11 protein-coding genes are annotated in these 19,008 nt (G+C 68.5%); 9 read left to right on the plus strand and 2 right to left on the minus strand.

Annotation, left to right across the window (positions count from 1 at the left end; all coding sequences use genetic code 11):
- The 7 genes from U5A56_RS17590 to U5A56_RS17620 all read left to right on the plus strand — a co-directional run bounded on the left by U5A56_RS17590 (position 1) and on the right by U5A56_RS17620 (position 10,895).
- Positions 1-4,482: a cellulose synthase subunit BcsC-related outer membrane protein gene (locus U5A56_RS17590; protein WP_321923666.1), complete on the plus strand. Its 4,482-nt coding sequence runs from the start codon at positions 1-3 to the stop codon at positions 4,480-4,482.
- Positions 4,483-4,697: 215 nt separating this feature from the next.
- Entirely contained in the window at positions 4,698-4,931 is a 234-nt protein-coding gene (locus tag U5A56_RS17595) for a flagellar transcriptional regulator FlhD (protein ID WP_044846956.1), read from the plus strand.
- A 152-nt stretch (positions 4,932-5,083) separates the two neighbouring features.
- Positions 5,084-6,478 (plus strand): phosphomannomutase/phosphoglucomutase, encoded by a 1,395-nt coding sequence (locus U5A56_RS17600; RefSeq protein WP_321923668.1) that lies wholly within the window; start codon positions 5,084-5,086, stop codon positions 6,476-6,478.
- Between the two features lie 166 nt (positions 6,479-6,644).
- On the plus strand, positions 6,645-6,953 hold the full coding sequence (locus U5A56_RS17605) for an H-NS family nucleoid-associated regulatory protein (protein ID WP_124489813.1): 309 nt from the start codon (positions 6,645-6,647) through the stop codon (positions 6,951-6,953).
- 106 nt (positions 6,954-7,059) lie between these two features.
- Positions 7,060-7,974 (plus strand): LysR substrate-binding domain-containing protein, encoded by a 915-nt coding sequence (locus U5A56_RS17610; protein WP_321923670.1) that lies wholly within the window; start codon positions 7,060-7,062, stop codon positions 7,972-7,974.
- A gap of 183 nt (positions 7,975-8,157) precedes the next feature.
- Positions 8,158-9,432 (plus strand): dicarboxylate/amino acid:cation symporter, encoded by a 1,275-nt coding sequence (locus U5A56_RS17615; protein WP_321923671.1) that lies wholly within the window; start codon positions 8,158-8,160, stop codon positions 9,430-9,432.
- Entirely contained in the window at positions 9,429-10,895 is a 1,467-nt protein-coding gene (locus U5A56_RS17620; protein WP_321923672.1) for an amino acid racemase, read from the plus strand. The genes U5A56_RS17615 and U5A56_RS17620 overlap by 4 nt, the downstream gene beginning before the upstream one ends.
- Before the next feature lie 246 nt (positions 10,896-11,141).
- On the opposite strand, the gene U5A56_RS17625 is transcribed toward U5A56_RS17620, so the two are convergent.
- The gene (locus U5A56_RS17625; RefSeq protein WP_321923674.1) at positions 11,142-11,885 is read right to left on the minus strand and encodes an SDR family oxidoreductase; all 744 of its coding nucleotides are present in this window, start codon (positions 11,883-11,885) and stop codon (positions 11,142-11,144) included.
- A gap of 11 nt (positions 11,886-11,896) precedes the next feature.
- Positions 11,897-12,304 carry a DoxX family protein gene (locus tag U5A56_RS17630; protein ID WP_321923676.1) on the minus strand — a complete coding sequence of 136 codons (408 nt, stop codon included), beginning with the start codon at positions 12,302-12,304 and terminating at the stop codon, positions 11,897-11,899.
- A gap of 96 nt (positions 12,305-12,400) precedes the next feature.
- Between U5A56_RS17630 and U5A56_RS17635 the strand changes: the two genes are divergently transcribed.
- The gene (locus U5A56_RS17635; RefSeq protein ID WP_321923678.1) at positions 12,401-12,796 is read left to right on the plus strand and encodes a helix-turn-helix domain-containing protein; all 396 of its coding nucleotides are present in this window, start codon (positions 12,401-12,403) and stop codon (positions 12,794-12,796) included.
- 182 nt (positions 12,797-12,978) lie between these two features.
- Positions 12,979-18,870: an excinuclease ABC subunit UvrA gene (gene uvrA / locus U5A56_RS17640; RefSeq protein WP_321923680.1), complete on the plus strand. Its 5,892-nt coding sequence runs from the start codon at positions 12,979-12,981 to the stop codon at positions 18,868-18,870.
- Positions 18,871-19,008: the final 138 nt, after the last annotated feature.

Genomic DNA, 19,008 nt, shown 5'->3' on the forward strand with positions numbered 1-19,008 from the left:
ATGCGAAACCGACGGTTACGCGGGCTCGGCGCCGCCCGCGCGGGCGGTATCGCGAGTCTGCTGCTCGCGCTGACACTGCCGCACGCGGCGGCGGCCGGCAGCGACCCGCTGAAGGTACTCGTCGATCAGGGGCGATACTGGCAGGCGCATGGCCGGGGCGACCTCGCGGCGCAGGCCTGGAAGAAGGTGCTGGGCGTCGATCCGAATCAGCCCGACGCGCTGTTCGGCATGGGCATGGTGCTCGCCGACCGCAAGGACGTCGACGGTGCGCGCCGCTACCTGGAACAATTGCGCCGGATCGCGCCCGGCTTCGCGCGGACCGACGAGCTTGGCCAGCGTCTGGGCGAGACGAGCGTGCGCGACGGCGAGATCAGCGACGCGCGCCGCCTCGCGCAGACGGGGCAGAGCGCGCTGGCCGCGCAACAGTATCAGCGCGCGCTGCAGGGCGCGCCGTCGTCGCCCGCGCTGCAGCTCGAGTACTTCCAGGCGCTCGCGGCGACGCCGAGCGGATGGGCCGAAGCCCGCCGCGGCCTGGAACGTCTCGCGCGTGACAACCCCGACGATCCGCGCTACGCACTCGCGTATGCGCAGCACCTGACCTATCGCGACGCAACGCGCCGCGACGGCATCGCGCGGCTCGAGTCGTTGTCCGCCGACGCGAAAGTCGGGAAAACGGCGCGCGAGAGCTGGCGCCAGGCGCTGCTCTGGCTCGCGGCCAGGCCGTCGGATCAGGCGCGCTACCTCGCCTATCTGAAGGTGGTGCCCGACGATCCGCCGGTCAAGGCACGCTACGACAGCATGGTGCGACAGGACCAAACCGCGCGCGAGGGCGATCAACGCAGCGCATCGAACGAAGCGCGCGGCCACGCGATCGAGGATGGTTTTGCGGCACTCGAGCGCGGCGATCTGGACACGGCGCGCGCCCGCTTCAATGCCGTGCTCGCCACGTCGCCGAACGACAGCGACGCGCTGGGCGGCCGCGGCATCGTCGAGCTGAAGCAGGAGCACTTCGCGCAGGCACGCAGCGATCTGGAGCGCGCGTCGCGAGGCGGGAACGCGGCGCGCTGGCGCTCGGCGCTCGGCAGTGCGACGTACTGGTCGTACACGAGCGAGGCGCTCGGCGCGCAAAGCAACGGCGACTTCGCGCGAGCGAAAGCGCTGTTCGAACGTGCGATTCTTGCGGATCCGTCGAACGTCACCGCGCAGGTGATGCTCGGCGACGCGCTGCTCGAGAATCGCGATGCGCGCGGCGCCGAGCAGGCGTACCGGATGGCGCTGCGGCGCCAGTCCGACAACCCGGACGCGATACGCGGCCTGGTCGGCGCGCTGGCTGCGCAGGGGCGCGGCGACGAAGCGTTGCAGTTCGCGACGCAACTGAGCGCTGAGCAGCAGTCGAAGGCCGGCGGCCTCGACCGGTTGCGTCGTACGGCCGAGGCCGCGCAGGCGCGGCAAGCCGAAGCGCGCGGCGATCTGGGCACGGCGCGCAGCCTGTTCGAGGACGCGCTTGCCGGCAATCCGGACGATCCGTGGCTGCGGCTGGATCTGGCGCGCGTGTACGTGCGGCAAGGGGCGATCGCGTCGGCGCGCAGCATGATGGACGGATTGCTGGCCGAACGGCCCGACATGACCGACGCACTCTATGCCGGCGCGCTGCTGGCCGAGCAGACGCAAGACTGGAGCCTCGGGCTGCAGCGGCTGGAGCGCATCGCGCCCGCGCAACGCACGGCGGCGATGACGACGTTGCAGCACCGCCTCTGGGTGGGCCAGCAGGTTGCACTCGCGACACGGCTGGTGCGCGAAGGCCGCCGCGCGCAGGCGCTCGGGGTGCTGCACGACGCCGAGGGGATCGGCCAGTCGGTGCCGGGACTCGCGGCGCAGTTGTCGGCGGGCTATGCGGCGGCCGGCGACACGTCGCGTGCGCTGTGGATCGTGCAGCGTGCGCTGGCCCGCGAGCCGGACAACGCCGATTTGCTGCTGCAGTACGCGCGGACGCTGCTGACCGTGCGCAACGATGCGCTGCTGGGCGACGCGATGCGCCGGCTTGCCGCGCTGCCGCTGTCGCCCGCGCAGCGCGGCGACTTCGAACGCCTGAACCTCGAGATCGTCGTGCGGCAGGCCGATGCGGTACGCCAGGCCGGCGACCTCGCCGGCGGCTACGCCGTCATCGCGCCGTGGCTGGCCGCGATGCCGGACAGTCCCGAACTCCAGGCCGCGCTCGCGCGGCTGTACACGTCGGCCGGCGACGCGCCGAACGCGCTGAAATGCTATCGGGTCGCGCTGGCCCGCCGGCCCGACGATACGGGCTTGCTGGTCGCGGCGATCTACGCGGCGAGCAGCGCGAAGGCATGGCGCGACGGTGAAGCGTTCGCGGCCACGGCGCTGCGCATCGCGCCCGACGACCCGGGCTTGCTTGCCGCGACCGGCCGCCTGTATCGCGCGGAGGGGAATCTTTCGCTCGCCGCGCAGTATCTGCAGCGTTCGCTGCTGGCCGCCAATACGCCGCCGCCGGGCAGCAAGCCGGCGCCGTCGAACGTGCCGCGCGGCTGGGAAGACGCGATGCGACGCATCGGCGCGAACCCGCTGCCCGGTACCAATCCGTTCGAAGGCAAGACCGCCGTCGATGTCGTTCATCCGTCGACCGGCTTCGGGGCCGCGGTATCGCCGCTGCCGGGCGTGCCTTCCTGGTCCACCCCGTCTTCTTCCGCTCCGACCGTGCCCTATACGATGCCTCCCGCGCCGCCCGCGACCTACGTCACCCCGTCCGCCGTGCCGGCCGCGCGCATGGTGCCGCCCGCCATGTCGCCGCAGGCGGTCACGGCCGATCCCGGCGATCCCGGCGGCTATGGCCAGGCGGCCGCCGGCGCGGGCGAGTCGGGCGGGCCCGCGACCGCGCGGCGCTATCAGTCCTATCAGTCCTATCAGCCCTATCGGGAGCCTGCCGCCGACGTACCGCCGGCGGGGGCGTCAGCGGGGTGCGTCGCGCAGTCCGATCCGAACGACGACTGTGCCGGCTACGTCGCCACGCCGTGGCCGATGTCGCCCGCGTCGCGGGCCGCGGCGGTGACCGGTTCGCCGGCGGCCGCGTCGGGTGCCAGGCCGGCCCGGCCGGCCCGCGGCGGGACGAAGGTCGCCGCGGCGCGCGCACCCGTTCTTTCATCGGCCTACGGGCAGGCCGATGCGCCGCCTCGCTATATCCCGCAGCCGCCGGCCGGCTATGCGGGAGGCGACGCCGTGGCCCGTGCGCCGCAGCGGGATGCGGGCGCGGGCGTCAACACTCAGATGCTCGACGTCGCGTCGGAACTGGCCCAGGTGAACAGCGAGCAGGCCAGCACGGCATCGGGCGGCCTCGTGTTCCGAAACCGGACGGGCGAGGCGGGGCTGTCCGGCCTCACCGACATCGAGGCGCCGCTGGAAGGGCGTATCAAGGCAGGCAACGGTCACGTCGTCGTGACCGCCACGCCGGTCATGCTCGACGGCGGCAACTCGGCGACCGACGTGCCGACTCTCGCCCGGTTCGGCGCGGGGCTCTCGAGGTCGGCCGCCGGCGGCTCGCCGGGTTCCGAAACGGCGAGCGGCGTCGGTCTTTCCCTGGGTTACGAAGGCAAGCAATTGAAGGCCGACATCGGCGCGACGCCGGTCGGGTTTCCGTACCAGGACGTGGTCGGCGGCGTGCGCTTCAACGGTGCGATCACCGATCGGGCGGCCTACTCGCTGGCCGTCACGCGTCGCGCGGTGACCGACAGCCTGCTTTCGTTCGCGGGCGCGCGCGATGCGAGTGCCGGCCTCAAGTGGGGCGGCGTGACGCGCAGCGGCGCGCGCGGCGCACTGAGCTGGGACGACGGCACCAGCGGCGCGTACGTCGCGGGCGCGTTCGACTATTACGACGGCCATCACGTCGAACGCAACTTCGCCGGCAAGGGCAGCGGCGGCGCCTATACGCGCCTGCTGCGAGACGCCGACCGGACGCTCACCGTGGGCGTCAATGCGACGTGGATGCGCTTCAGCAAGAACCAGTCGTATTTCACGTACGGTCAGGGCGGCTATTTCAGTCCGCAGCAATACGTGATCCTGAATATACCGGTCGAGTACGCGGGACGAACGGGCGCGTTTGCGTACGATTTGAGCGGTTCGTTCGGCGTGCAGCATTACCGGCAGAACGCGGTGCCGTATTTCCCGCTCGATTCCGGCATGCAGGCGCAAGCGGCCGCGAATGCCGCCGCCAGCCAGGCGGCAGGGCTGGACGCGGGGGCCGTGTATCCCGCGCGCAGCAAGACGGGCATCGCGTATTCGCTCGCCGCGCGCGGCGAATACCAGGTCGCGCCGCAGCTGGCCGTCGGTGGATCGGCTTCGTTCGGCAATGCGTATCAGTACCGCGAGTGGACGGCGGCCGTCTATCTCCGTTACAGCTTTACGCCGCAAGGCGGCCTGCCGGCGTTCCCGCCGCGCGCGTTCACGTCGCCGTATCTCGCCGACGCCGACTGAACGGATCCGCATGGCGCCGTGGCGATGCCGCGCGAATCGACGTGCGCGCCACGGTACGCGCGCCTGCGCGCGCTGGCGGATCCGTTCAGAGCTTTGTCGGTCCGGCGCTGCGTTCGCGACGTACAGTGTGTCATCGAAAATCCGGCGAGTGCCGAACCACCGGGTCGAAGCGAATCGACCGGCAAAGCGCACGCGCTGGCCCTTCAAGACCGACCATGGCCGAACAACACGACATTTCCGATGCGATCGCGGAATTCAATCGATCGTATCTCATGCTTGCGAAGTGGCTGCTCCTCGTCAACCGGAGCGAGGCCACACGACAACTCGGCGTCTCGGAAATGACGGCATCGCGCATCGCATCGCTGACACTGGCCCAGATCGACCACCTCGCCACGCGCGGCAAGCTGTTTTGCGAGTTTCGCGACGAGTTCGCGCCAGGCTGTGCGTGAGTTCGTCGCGCGACGGTTCGCCATGACATCGGGACGGCGCCGTCGTCAGGACGCAGGGACGTACGCGCGCCGTGACGGCATCCTGAATCCGAACGCAGTGCGCGATCACGCAACGGTCCGACTGCTTCGTGCACGCAACCCAGAGAGAATCGATGATCTCCCAATCCATCTTCAAGGCATATGACATTCGCGGTGTGGTCGGCAAGACGCTCGACGCCGATACGGCGCGCGCGATCGGCCGGGCCTTCGGCAGCGAAGTGCGCGCCCAGGGCGGCGACGCGGTCGTCGTCGCGCGCGACGGCCGCCTGTCGGGGCCCGAGCTCGTCGGCGCACTCGCCGATGGCCTGCGTGCGGCGGGCGTCGACGTCGTCGACGTCGGCATGGTGCCCACGCCGGTCGGCTATTTCGCGGCGAGCGTGCCGCTCGCGCTGAAGGACGGCGAGCGCCGCGTCGATTCGTGCATCGTCGTCACCGGCAGCCACAACCCGCCCGACTACAACGGCTTCAAGATGGTGCTGCGCGGCGCGGCGATCTACGGCGAGCAGATCCAGGCGCTGTACCGCCGCATCGTCGACGAGCGGTTCGAAACGGGCAGCGGCGCGTTCGAGCAGTTCGACGTCGCCGATCAGTACATCGCGCGCATCGTGGGCGACATCAAGCTCGCGCGCCCGCTGAAGCTGGTCGTCGACGCCGGCAACGGCGTCGCGGGCCCGCTCGCGACGCGCCTGTTCAAGGCGCTCGGCTGCGAACTCGTCGAGCGCTTCACCGACATCGACGGCACGTTCCCGAATCACCACCCCGATCCCGCGCACCCGGAAAACCTGCAGGACGTGATCCAGGCGCTGAAGGACACCGATGCCGAACTCGGCTTCGCGTTCGACGGCGACGGCGACCGCCTGGGCGTCGTCACGAAGGACGGCCAGATCATCTACCCGGACCGTCAATTGATGCTGTTCGCGGAGGAAGTGCTGTCGCGCAACCCGGGCGCGCAGATCATCTACGACGTGAAGTGCACGCGCCATCTCGCGCAGTGGGTGAAGGCGAAGGGCGGCGAGCCGCTGATGTGGAAGACGGGCCATTCGCTGGTCAAGGCGAAGCTGCGCGAGACGGGCGCGCCGCTCGCGGGCGAGATGAGCGGCCACGTGTTCTTCAAGGACCGCTGGTACGGCTTCGACGACGGTCTCTACACGGGCGCGCGCCTGCTCGAAATCCTCGCGAAGACGGCCGATCCGAGCGCGCTGCTCAACGCGCTGCCGGACGCGATGAGCACGCCGGAACTGCAGCTCAAGCTCGAGGAGGGCGAGAACTTCCGCCTGATCGAGAAGCTGCAGAAGGAAGCGAAGTTCGACGGCGCCGACGAAGTCGTGACGATCGACGGCCTGCGCGTCGAGTACCCGGACGGCTTCGGCCTCGCGCGTTCGTCGAACACGACGCCGGTGGTCGTGCTGCGCTTTGAAGCGGAGACCAAGGAAGGGCTCGAGCGCATCCAGGCGGACTTCCGCCGCGTGCTGACGGCCGCGAAGCCGGACGTCGAGCTGCCGTTCTGAACGACGTGCGCACGCGTGCTGCCGACGCATCCGATGCATAGGGAGACAGGCCTCGTGCCGCGTCGCGTGCACGCGCGTGACACCACCCGTTGACAACACAACGAACCGTTCGGGGCTTGCGCCCCGTTCGGCTTTTCATGGCGCCGGAGCAATTGGGAGGAAAGGGATGTCAGGCTATCGCGAATTGAAGGCGCAAGCCAATGAACTGATGAAACGTGCCGAGGAAGCGCGACAGGCCGAACTCGAGACCGTGCTGCAGGAGGTCCGTACCCGTGTCGCCGAATATGGGTTGACCCCGAGACAGATATTCGGCCGTCAGGGCAGTGCCGCAAGGACGGCGCGAAAAACGCCTGCCGTCGCGCCGAAGTACCGCGATCCGAACACCGGGGCGACGTGGTCCGGCCGGGGACGCGAGCCGGCATGGATCAAGGGGAAGCGCCGCGAGCGCTTCCTGATCGAGCGTCAGGAGGGTTGAACGCGACATTGCGCGCTGCCCATAAAATGGAGGCGTCCGTCGGCCCGCGCTTCGCCACGACCCTGGCGACGCGCGGGCCGGCTCACCCGCGACCTCCAAGGCCATCATGGAAATCAAATGGATCGAGGATTTCCTCGCGCTCGCGCAATACCAGAGCTTTTCCCGCGCGGCTGAATTTCGCAACGTCACGCAGTCGGGCTTCAGCCGCCGCATCCAGTCGCTCGAGCAGTGGATCGGCGCCGAGCTGATCGACCGCAGCAGCTTTCCGCCGGTGCTGACGCCCGCGGGGCGCCTGTTCCGCGAAACGGCCGAAGACGTCATCAGCCGCCTGTACGATACCCGCGCGATCATCCGCACCGAGCAGCGGATCGCCGGCAAGAGCCTGCAGATCGCCGCGGGCCACACGATCGCGCTGAGTTTCGTGCCGGCCTGGCTCAAGGCGCTCGCGACGCATTTCGGTGAAGTGCGCGCGCGCGTCATTCCGACGAACGTCCACGACTCGATCCTGATGCTCGTCAACGGCAACTGCGAGCTGATGTTCGCGTATCACCATCCGGAGCTGCCGCTCCATCTCGACCCCGCGAAGTACGCGCACCTGACGGTGGGCCTCGACACGCTGATGCCGGCGTGCCGGCCGAACCGTCGATCGGCGCCCGCGTTTCGCCTGCCCGGAACGAAGCAGAATCCGCTGCCGCTGATTACCTACACGGAAACCAGCTACTTCGGCCGCTGTCTCGCGCTGCTGCTCGGCCGCGCACCGGATGCGCCGGCCTTGCAGCTGCACTACGAGTCTGACATGGCCGAAGTGCTCAAGAAGCTCGTGATGGAAGGCGAGGGCGTCGCGTGGCTGCCCCGCAGCGCGATCGCCGCCGAACTGGCGGCCGGCGACCTCGTGCCGGCCGGCCCGGCGGCGTGGAACCTGGACGTCGAGCTGCGCGTGTATCGCGACGTGTCCAATCGCAGCGAATTCCTCGACACCCTCTGGCAGCATCTGCGCGCGGAGCCTGCCCGGCTCGGCTGAATCAGGGTTTTCCCGCGTTATGCGGCGCTCGCATACCGCCATGTCGCACCGGCATCACGGCTTTTTCGACCGTCCCTACCATTCGTTCCAACGGCACATGCGACGCGCGACCGGCGTCGCGCGGCCTTCTTCGCAGCGCTCGCCGCCTTCCGGCGGCCGGGTGCCACCCAAGGACGAATGGACATGAAAAATCGCCTCACCTTAAGCATCGCAGTCGGCATGATCCTCGGTGTCGTCGCCGGTTATGCGTGCCACGCCAACATCGCGGACCCGGCCACCCTCAAGACGATCGCCGGCTACTTCTCGATCGTCACCGACATCTTCCTGCGCCTGATCAAGATGATCATCGCGCCGCTGGTATTCGTGACGCTCGTGTCCGGCCTGGCCGGCATGGACAGCGGCGAGGACGTCGGCCGCATCGGCCTGCGCTCGCTCGGCTGGTTCGTCTGCGCGTCGCTGATTTCGTTGAGTCTCGGCCTCGTGATGGCCAATGCGCTGCAGCCGGGCGCCGGCCTGAACCTCGTGGCGAGCGCGGGCGAGGTCAATACCGGACTGAACACCGCCGCGCTGAACGCCCGGGACGTGATCACGCATGCGTTCCCGACCAGCCTGCTCGATGCGATGGCGCGCAACGACATCCTGCAGATCCTGGTGTTCTCGATCTTTCTCGGCGTCGCGCTGAGTGCGTTGAAGCGCGACCCGCGCGTCGGCGTCGGGATCCAGGCGATCGACGGGATGGTGCCGGTGATGCTGCGCCTGACGAACTACGTGATGCGCGCGGCGCCGCTCGGCGTGTTCGGTGCGATCGCGTCGTCGGTCACGCTGCGCGGGCTCGACGTGATCTATACGTACGGGAAACTGATCGGCGCGTTCTATCTCGGCTTGCTGGTCCTTTGGGCGATCCTGATCGGCGTCGGCTACGTGTTTCTCGGGCGGCGCGTCGGGAGCCTGCTGAAGGCCGTGCGCGAGCCCGCGCTGATCGCGTTCTCGACCGCCAGCAGCGAGGCCGCCTATCCGCGCCTGACCGAGCAGCTCGAGCGCTTCGGCGTCGACAAGAAGGTGGTGGGCTTCACGCTGCCGCTCGGCTACGCGTTCAACCTCGACGGATCGATGATGTATCAGGCGTTCGCGGCCATCTTCATCGCGCAGGCGTTCGGCGTGCACATGCCGCTGTCGGAGCAGGTGTTCATGCTGCTGGTGCTGATGCTGAGCAGCAAGGGCATGGCGAGCGTGCCGCGCGGCTCGGTGGTCGTGGTCGCGGCGGTCGCGCCGATGTTCCATCTGCCGGTGGCGGGCGTCGCGATGGTGCTCGCGATCGACCAGATCCTCGACATGGGCCGCACGATGACCAACGTAATCGGCAACAGCGTGGCGACGGCGGTGATCGCGAAGTGGGAGAGCCGGCGCGCCGCGCAGTCGCAGGACGCAGTATTCGAGCAGCCGGAGCTGAACGCATGATGCGCACGGATACGGATGGCGTGAATGCGCGGAGGAAATTCGGCGTGGTCGGCGGCCTGGGGCCGCTGGGCAGTGCCGACGTGTTCTTCAAGATGGTGAAGGCGACGCCGGCGTCGTCCGACGAGGAACACGCCGGGATGATCTTCGAGCAATACCCGTTCAAGGGCTCGGGGTCCGGCAGTGCGGCGACCATCGAGCGCAAGCTGTACGTGTTCGACATGATCCGGCAGTTCGAGAAGCGCGGCGTGACGACGGTCGTGCTGCCGTGTTTCCTGAGTCACACGTTCATCGACGAATTGAAGGCGAATACGCGCCTGCCGATCGTCGATATCGTCGAAGCCGTTCGCCACCACGTGCGGCGCAAATACCCGGACGCGACGCGCATCGGCGTGCTGGCTTCCGACTACGTGCGGGACAAGCGACTCTTCGACACGTATTTCCCGTCGCCGCAGTTCGACGTCGTTCATCCGCGGACGCACGACGGGATCGATCTCGTGACGGAAGCCGTCTACGGCGCCGACGGCATCAAGCGCGGCAATCTGCGCGGCCGGCCGGTCGACCTGCTGCGCCGCGCATGCGCGGACCTGATCGATCAGGGCGTGCAGGTGATCGTCCCCGGCCTGACCGAGATCGCACTGGTCGCGGACGCCATCGGCCCGCTGCGCGTGCCGCTCATGGATTCGAACCTCGCGTATGCGCAGTACGCGGTGACCGGGCACGCCGGTTCGCGCCCGGCGCCGTTCAAGGTCGGCGTGGTCGGCGGCGTGGGGCCGGCCGCGACGGTCGATTTCCTCGACAAGATCGTGCGCAACACGCCGGCGTCGCGCGATCAGGAACACATCAAGCTGCTGGTCGAGCAGAATCCGCAGATTCCCGACCGGACCGAGAACCTGACGGGCACCGGCACGGACCCGACGATCGCGTTGTACGCGACCTGCAAGAAGCTCGAGGACGGCGATGCCGACGTCATCGCGATTCCGTGCAACACCGCGCATGCGTTCGTCGAGCGGATCCAGCCGTACCTCGGCATTCCGGTCGTCAACATGCTGACCGTCACGGTCGCGCATCTGCGCGATACGTATCCGGAGCTGCGCGACGTCGGCGTGCTCGCGACCTCCGGTACGATCGAAAGCGGGGTCTACCAGAAGGCGCTGGAATCGCAAGGATTGCGACAGGTTGCACCGACGCCCGCATTGCAGGCGCGCGTGATGGAAGCGATCTACGGGAAGCAGGGTGTGAAGGCCGGTTTCACGACCGGACAGTGCAAGGACGATATCGGCGCCGCCATCGAGGCGCTGATCGCCGAGGGTGTGCGGGTGATCGTGCTCGGCTGCACCGAGCTGCCGATCCTGCTACCGGGCGGCGAATATGTCGCGCGGGACGGGCGTCGCGCGACGCTCGTCGATCCGACCGACGTGCTCGCCCGCATGTGTATTGCGTATGCGACGGCGGGTAGGGGCTGAGCTGGATTCTGTCTGGGCGGGCGTCGATGATGAAATAGACGCGCCTCGGCATTGCATCAGGTTCTGCATGCGTCGCCGGCGCCCGCGCCGGCCGCGCGCGTGACGAAATGACGTCCGGAAGTGGGTGTCGTCGCGTAGGTCTTGTAAGAAGAAAACGCGCAGTTCAGCAGCCGGGCCGCGCGCGTGGCATACAAGCTCGAACGTGTGGGCCGCACGACGTCGCGACGCGTATCCGCCGAGCGTCGTTCAACGTGCGCTGTCGATGATCGAGCCGCCGTCTGGTGAGAGGCTGTAGCCCGTCAGGAACTGCGCGTCCTTGCTCGCGAGGAACAGGACGACCGGCGCGATATCGTCGTCGGGCGTGCCGAAACGACCCAGCGGATTGGTCGGTGGCGGCACGCTGGCGTTCTCGGCCCATGTTTGCGCCAACGGCAGCACGTTGTTGACCGTGATCCGGTCGGCGGCCCATTCGCGCGCGGCGGTTCTCGTCAGCGCACGCACCGCTTCCTTAGCCATGTTGTATGGCCCGTAGCCCGCGAGACCCATGACACCGGCCATCGAGCCGAAATTGATCACGCGCCCTGCGCCGCTCGCTTTCAGGTGCGGGTAGGCCGCCTGCATCATCCTCAGGTACGCGATGGGCCCGAGATCGAAGTTGCGTTGCAGTTTGTCCACCGACAACTCGGCGATCGACGAGAACGGGGCGGACGGATCGAACGCATTGTTCACGAGGATGTCGATGCCGCCGCACGTCGTGGCGACCTTGTCGACTGCCACGGTGATCTGGTCGGCGCTGCCGAGATCGCACGGGACGCCGAGCGCGTGGCCGCCGGCGGCCTCGATGTCGGCGACTACCGCATCGACGTTGGCCGGCGTGAGCGACACGACCGCCACCGTTGCGCCTTCGGCGGCGAACCGTTTCGCGGTGGCGCGTCCGATTCCCCGGCCGGCGCCCGTGACGATGGCAATTTTCCCGCTGAGTCGGGCCATGATGATTTCCTTTAACTGACGGTTGCGTGACGCATCGTCGCGACGATGCCATACGGCGACGGAACGTCGCGCGCCGCGTTTTGCGTGGTGAATGAAACGACGAGACAGACGAGGGCGACCGCTGCCGGCAGTGCGCCGCGCGGCTGGCGAACACCGAGGTGCGCCAGTGCGGAGAGCAGCAGGTGATAGAAGATGCCCGCGTACGCGAGATCGCTTAGCGCAACGCCGACACGTGTCAGGATGGCTGCGACGGCGGCGATCTTCGCGACGGTCAGGAGCGGCACGAGGTACGCCGGATAACCGAATCCGACGAGGGTTGCGCGAACCGAATCCCGCTTGACGATGTAGAGCGTCGCGGACGCGAGATAGAGCAGTGACAGCAATGCGGTGCTGATCCAGTATGCGTAATTTTCAGCCATGTGTTGCGGGTTCCTGAGTTTCGTCGCGATCGACTTGGCGCAAGAATGTCGTCTAAGATGAACGCCCGCAAGTAGGATGATTTTCTGTCTGTTGGTATGGAAAAGATGACTAAAGACGCCGAGGAAGTGAACATGCACGACGAAATGCGGCGCGCATTCGCGCTGCTTTCCGGCAAGTGGAAGCTAGAGATCATGTGGCTGCTCAACCAGCGCGTCTATCGGTTCGGAGAACTACGAAAGTCGATTCCCGGAATCACGCAGCACATGCTGACGGCGCAGTTGCGTGAACTGGAAGCGGACGGCTTGATTACGCGCACGGTGTTCGCGGAAGTGCCGCCGCGCGTCGAATACGCAATCACTGCAAAGGCGCGCGGCCTCGGACCGACGATGGAGGCGTTGACGGCGTGGTGGAACGAGTACGGGCGAACCGTGCCGGCGAAGCCGCCGGGGCGCGGGCGCAAAGCCAATCCCGCCAAGGCGAAGCCTGAGTGATCCGGCGCTTGTTCCCGGCTTCGCGCCGCTCTTGGAAAACTGTATGAATATACAGTATAGTATCCGTCGAACTCGAGCGGCGCGGGCATGACCCGTGCGGCACGTGCGCCGCGCCTGCGGGCATCCGCCGCAGCGTTCCGGCACCGTGAAATCCGGCTAACTCATTCAGACGGGCAGGCAAATTGTCATCCAGCAATCTGATCCGCATTCGCGGAGCGCGTCAGCACAACCTCAAGAACCTCGATCTCGACCTGCGCACCGGCGAAATGACGGTCGTCACCGGCCCGTCGGGCTCCGGCAAGTCGAGCCTCGTGTTCGACACGCTGTACGCGGAAGGCCAGCGGCGCTACGTTGAAACCTTCAGCGCGTATGCGCGGCAGTTCCTCGACCGGATGGACCGTCCGCAGGTCGAGCGCGTCGACGGCGTGCCGCCCGCGATCGCGATCGACCAGACCAACCCGGTCCGCAGCTCGCGTTCGACCGTCGGCACGATGACCGAGCTCAACGATCACCTGAAGCTGCTGTACGCGCGCGCGGCCGAGCTGTTCGACCGCCAGACCGCGCGGCAGGTGCGGCATGACACGCCGGAGACGATCTACGCGGAACTCGTCGAGCGCACGCGCGCCGACGATCCGCGCGTCGTCGTCACGTTCCCGGTCGAGCTGCCGGAAAGCGTGTCCGACGAAGAAATCGCGCAGTGGCTGTCCGCGAGCGGCTACACGCGCGTGCAGGCGCAGCGCGAAGTCGCGTCGCCGACCGGCCCGCGCAAGCTGCTCGACGTGGTGGCCGACCGCTTCCGCGTGCAGCAGGCCGACAAGGTGCGCGTGGTCGAGGCGATCGAGGCGTCGCTGAAGCGCGGCGGCGGCCGCGTGAACGTCTACGTGCTCGCGCCGGAAGCGGAAAACGCGCTGGCCGAGCCGCAGGTGTGGCGTTTCTCCACCGGGCTGCACGATCCCGACAGCGACCTGCGCTACGCGGAGCCGCAGGCGGCGCTGTTCTCGTTCAACTCGGCCTACGGCGCGTGCGAGACCTGCCGCGGCTTCGGCCGCGTGATCGGCGTCGATCTCGGCCTGGTGATCCCCGACGCGCGCAAGACGCTGCGCGGCGGCGCGATCAAGCCGATGCAGACGCCCGCCTGGAAGGAGTGCCAGGACGACCTGATGCGCTACGCGGCGAAGGCCGACATCCGCCGCGACACGCCGTGGTCCGACCTGACCGACGCCGAGCGTGACTGGGTGATCAACGGTTCGCCGGACTGGAACGGCAAGTGGCAGAGCCAGTGGTACGGCGTGAAACGCTTCTTCGGCTATCTCGAATCAAAAGCGTACAAGATGCATATCCGCGTGCTGCTGTCGAAGTACCGCAGCTACACGCCGTGCGAGGTCTGCGGCGGCGCGCGCCTGAAGACGGAATCGCTGCAGTGGCGGCTCGGCTCGAAGGCGAACGCCGATGCGGTGCTCGCGCCCGCCGATCGTTTCATGCCGCGCGGCGTCGACTGGACGCGCGCGCAGCTCGAAGCGCTGCCGGGCCTGACGGTGCACGACCTGATGCTGCTGCCGATCGAGCGCATCCGCCGCTTCTTCGACGAGATCACGCTGCCGAGTGCGCTGCTCGACGATGCGCTCAAACTGCTGCTCGCCGAGGTGCGCACGCGCCTGAAATACCTGTGCGACGTGGGGCTCGGCTACCTGACGCTCGACCGGCAGAGCCGCACGCTGTCGGGCGGCGAGGTGCAGCGGATCAACCTGACCACCGCGCTCGGCACCTCGCTCACGAAAACGCTGTTCGTGCTCGACGAGCCGAGCATCGGGCTGCATCCGCGCGACCTCACGCGAATCGTCGAGGCGATGCAGCGGCTGCGCGACGCGGGCAACACGCTGGTCGTCGTCGAGCACGATCCGTCGGTGATGCTCGCGGCCGACCGGCTGATCGACATGGGCCCGGGCCCCGGCGAGCGCGGCGGCACGATCGTCTACGACGGCACGCCGGCCGACATCCGTGCCGCGCGCACGCTGACGGGCGAATATCTCGGCGGCCGCAAGCACGTCGCGCATGCGTCGAACTGGGCGCGCCGCCCGGTCGACGCGAACACGCCGCGCATCGTGCTCGAAGGCGCGACCGAGCACAACCTGCGTGACGTGACGGTCGAGATTCCGCTGCAGCGGCTCGTGTGCGTGACGGGCGTGTCCGGTTCCGGCAAGTCGACGCTGCTGCAGGACGTGCTCTATCCGGCGATGGCGCGCCACCACGGCAAGGCGACCGAGTCGCCGGGCGCGTTCCGCACGCTCACGGGGGCCGACCAGGTCGGCGACGTCGTGTTCGTCGACCAGTCGCCGATCGGCAAGACCACGCGCTCGAACCCGGCCAGCTACGTCGGCGCGTTCGACGAGATCCGCAAGCTGTTCGCGAAGGCGCCGCTCGCGCTGCAGCGCGGCTACGGCGCCGGCACGTTCAGCTTCAACTCGGGCGACGGCCGTTGCCCGACCTGCGGCGGCTCGGGCTTCGAGCACATCGAGATGCAGTTCCTGAGCGACGTCTACCTGCGTTGCCCGGATTGCGACGGCAGCCGCTACCGCGCCGAGATCCTCGAAGTGCGCATCGAGCGCGACGGCCGCGCGCTGAACATCGCCGACGTGCTCGACCTGACCGTCAGCGAGGCGGCCGCGTTCTTCACGACCGACGCGGAGGTGCTGCGCGTGCTGCAGCCGATCGTCGACGTCGGCCTCGAATACGTGAAGCTCGGCCAGCCGGTGCCGACGCTGTCGGGCGGCGAAGCGCAGCGGCTGAAGCTGGCCGGCTTCCTCGCCGAATCGGCGGCCGCCGCGGGCGGGCGCCGGATCGCCAGCGAAGAGGCGCGCATCGCGCGCGCGAAGCTGTTCATGTTCGACGAACCGACCACCGGGCTGCACTTCGACGACATCGCGAAGCTGATGCAGGCGTTCGGCAAGCTGCTCGTGGCCGGCCATTCGCTGATCGTGATCGAGCACAACCTCGACGTGATCCGCGCGGCCGACTGGCTGATCGATCTCGGCCCGGAAGGCGGCGACGGCGGCGGCCTCGTGCTGTGCGCGGGCACGCCCGACGACGTGAAGGCGTGCGCGCAATCGCACACCGGCGTCGCGCTGCTGCAGTACGACCGCGCGATGGACGGCGAAACCGCGCTCGCCGACGAAGGCGTGCCGCTGCAGGCCGTGCTGAACGCCGCCCGCGAGCGGCGCGCGATCGAGGGCGAGGACGTCGTGCGGATCGTCAACGCGCGCGAGCACAACCTGAAGGCGCTCGACGTCGACATCCCGCACGGCAAGTTCAACGTGATCACCGGCGTGTCGGGTTCCGGCAAGTCGACGCTCGCGTTCGACATCCTGTTCCACGAAGGCCAGCGCCGCTACCTCGAATCGCTGAACGCGTATGCGCGCTCGATCGTGCAGCCGGCCGGGCGGCCGGAAGTGGACGCCGTATATGGCATTCCGCCGACGGTCGCGATCGAGCAGCGGCTGTCGCGCGGCGGCCGCAAGAGCACGGTCGCGACCACGTCCGAAGTCTGGCACTTCCTGCGGCTGCTGTACGTGAAGCTCGGCCTGCAGCACTGCATCCACGACGGCACGCCCGTCACGTCCCAAACCGTCGAATCGATCGCCGCGCAGCTGCTGCGCGACCATCGCGGCGAGCACGTCGGTTTGCTCGCGCCGCTCGTCGTCAACCGCAAGGGCGTGTATACCGATCTCGCGAAGTGGGCGAAGGCGCGCGGCAGCACGCATCTGCGCGTGGACGGCGAGTTCGTCACGGTCGATCCGTGGCCGAAGCTCGACCGCTTCCGCGAGCATACGATCGAGCTGCCGGTGGCCGACATCGTCGTGTCGCCGGACCACGAGGCCGAGTTGCGGCGCCTGCTCGACGAGACGCTCGAGCTCGGCAAGGGCGTGATGCACCTGCTCGCGCCGCTCGACGGGCTGCACCACGCGATGCAGAACGACCATTCGACCGCGCGCGTCGGCGAGGTCAAGGTGCTGTCGGTCAAGCGTGCGTGCCCGGTGTGCGGCACGAGCTACCCGGAGCTCGATCCGCGGATGTTCTCGTACAACAGCAAGCACGGCTGGTGCACGACCTGCGTCGGCACCGGCGTCACGCTCACGCGCGAACAGCGCGCGGCGTACGACGACACGGTACTCGCCGGAGACGATCGCGGCCGCGAACAGACGTTGCCGTCGGACGAGCAGGAACCGGAAGGCGTCGGCAACGAGCCGTGCCCGGATTGCGGCGGCACGCGCCTGAACCCGTCCGCGCGCGCGGTCACGTTCGACGCGCATCCGATCGTCGAGGTTGCGCAGTGGACGGTGTCCGATACGCGCCGCTGGATCGACGCGCTGGAACTGACCGGCCGCGACGCGCAGATCGCGCGCGACATCGTCAGCGAGATCGGCAGCCGCCTCGCGTTCCTCGAGGAAGTCGGGCTCGGCTACCTGAGCCTCGATCGCGCGGCGCCGAGCCTGTCGGGTGGCGAAGCGCAGCGCATCCGGCTTGCCGCGCAGCTCGGCAGCAACCTGCAGGGCGTGTGCTACGTGCTCGACGAGCCGACCATCGGCCTGCATCCGCGCGACAACCAGATCCTGCTGGACGCGCTGCGCAAGCTCGGCGACAAGGGCAACACGCTCGTCGTCGTCGAGCACGACGAGGACACGATTCGCCGCGCCGACCACATCATCGACGTCGGCCCGGGCGCCGGCAAGCGCGGCGGCACGCTGGTCGCCGAAGGGGCGGTCGCGGATCTGGCCGCGCAGCCCGATTCGGTCACGGGCCGCCTGCTCGCGCAGCCGATGACGCACCCGCTGCAGCCGCGCCGTGCGGTGAGCGTCGCGGGCAAGAAGGGCGCACCGGCGGTGCCGGAGGGCTGGCTGACCGTGCACGGCGCGACGCTGCACAACCTGCGTGACGTCACCGTCGGCATTCCGCTCGCGCGGCTCGTCGCGGTGACGGGCGTCAGCGGCTCGGGCAAGTCGACGCTCGCGCGCGACGTGCTGATGACGAACCTGCTCGACGCGGTTGGCCGCTCGGTGCTGTCGTCGCCGGCCACGCGGCGCGCGCGCAAGGCTGCGCAGGACGCGCCGGCCACCAATCGCCGCTCGAGCGTGCTCGCACGCAGCGCGCCGCGGCCGTCGCTGAACGTCACGCATGCGTGGCAGGGCTGCGCGTCGCTGAGCGGCTGGGAGCAGATCGACCGCGTGCTCGAAGTCGACCAGACGCCGATCGGCAAGACGCCGCGCTCGTGCCCGGCCACCTACATCGGCGTGTGGGACACGATCCGCAAGCTGTTCGCCGATACGCTGGAGGCGCGGGCGCGCGGCTACACGGCGTCGCGCTTCTCGTTCAACACCGGCGACGGGCGGTGTCCGGCCTGTGAAGGGCAGGGCGTGCGTACGATCGGGATGAGCTTCCTGCCCGACGTGAAGGTGCCGTGCGACGTGTGCCACGGGCAGCGCTTCAATCCGGAGACGCTCGCGGTCACGTGGCGCGGCCGGAACATCGGCGACGTGCTGACGATGGAGATCGACGAAGCGGTGGAATTTTTCGCACCGATTTCGAACATCGCGCATCCGCTGCGGCTGATGAAGGACGTCGGCCTCGGCTACCTGACGCTCGGCCAGCCGTCGCCGACGCTGTCCGGCGGCGAGGCGCAGCGGATCAAGCTCGTGACCGAGCTCACGAAGGTGCGCGACGACATCACGCGGCGCGGCCAGAAGGCGCCGCACACGCTGTACGTGCTCGACGAGCCGACGGTCGGCCTGCACATGGCCGACGTCGCGAAGCTGATCCGCGTGCTGCACCGGCTGGTCGACGGCGGGCATAGCGTCGTCGTGATCGAACACGACCTCGACGTGATCGCGGAAGCCGACTGGATCATCGATCTCGGTCCGGAAGGCGGCGTGGGCGGCGGCACGATCGTCGCGGCGGCGCCGCCGGAAGGGCTCGCGCAGGTGAAGGCGAGCCATACCGGGCACGCGCTGAAGCCTGTGCTCGCCCGAACGGCGGCGCAAGACGCTGAAGCGGAGCGGCAGGGAGAAGCGCGGGTCGGTTGAACGCGGTGCTGCCGGTGAGCGGCCCCGGTGTCTGGGCAGGCACCGGGGCCGCTGTTACATTCGTCCGTGCGATCAGCCGGTACGACATCCCGTCAACCGGGCACACGGCATGAACATATGGCTGCCCCGGATAGCGTG

Origin of the sequence: Burkholderia sp. BCC1998, assembly GCF_905339875.1 — a bacterium.
In the GTDB taxonomy this organism is placed as follows: domain Bacteria; phylum Pseudomonadota; class Gammaproteobacteria; order Burkholderiales; family Burkholderiaceae; genus Burkholderia.

What these genes read in the sequence shown, in the direction of transcription:
- U5A56_RS17590 (WP_321923666.1), top strand. Translation starts at nt 1, where the DNA reads ATGCGAAACCGACGGTTACGCGGGCTCGGCGCCGCCCGCGCGGGCGGT.
- U5A56_RS17595 (WP_044846956.1), top strand. Translation starts at nt 4,698, where the DNA reads ATGGCCGAACAACACGACATTTCCGATGCGATCGCGGAATTCAATCGA.
- U5A56_RS17600 (WP_321923668.1), top strand. Translation starts at nt 5,084, where the DNA reads ATGATCTCCCAATCCATCTTCAAGGCATATGACATTCGCGGTGTGGTC.
- U5A56_RS17605 (WP_124489813.1), top strand. Translation starts at nt 6,645, where the DNA reads ATGTCAGGCTATCGCGAATTGAAGGCGCAAGCCAATGAACTGATGAAA.
- U5A56_RS17610 (WP_321923670.1), top strand. Translation starts at nt 7,060, where the DNA reads ATGGAAATCAAATGGATCGAGGATTTCCTCGCGCTCGCGCAATACCAG.
- U5A56_RS17615 (WP_321923671.1), top strand. Translation starts at nt 8,158, where the DNA reads ATGAAAAATCGCCTCACCTTAAGCATCGCAGTCGGCATGATCCTCGGT.
- U5A56_RS17620 (WP_321923672.1), top strand. Translation starts at nt 9,429, where the DNA reads ATGATGCGCACGGATACGGATGGCGTGAATGCGCGGAGGAAATTCGGC.
- U5A56_RS17625 (WP_321923674.1), bottom strand. Translation starts at nt 11,885, where the DNA reads ATGGCCCGACTCAGCGGGAAAATTGCCATCGTCACGGGCGCCGGCCGG.
- U5A56_RS17630 (WP_321923676.1), bottom strand. Translation starts at nt 12,304, where the DNA reads ATGGCTGAAAATTACGCATACTGGATCAGCACCGCATTGCTGTCACTG.
- U5A56_RS17635 (WP_321923678.1), top strand. Translation starts at nt 12,401, where the DNA reads ATGGAAAAGATGACTAAAGACGCCGAGGAAGTGAACATGCACGACGAA.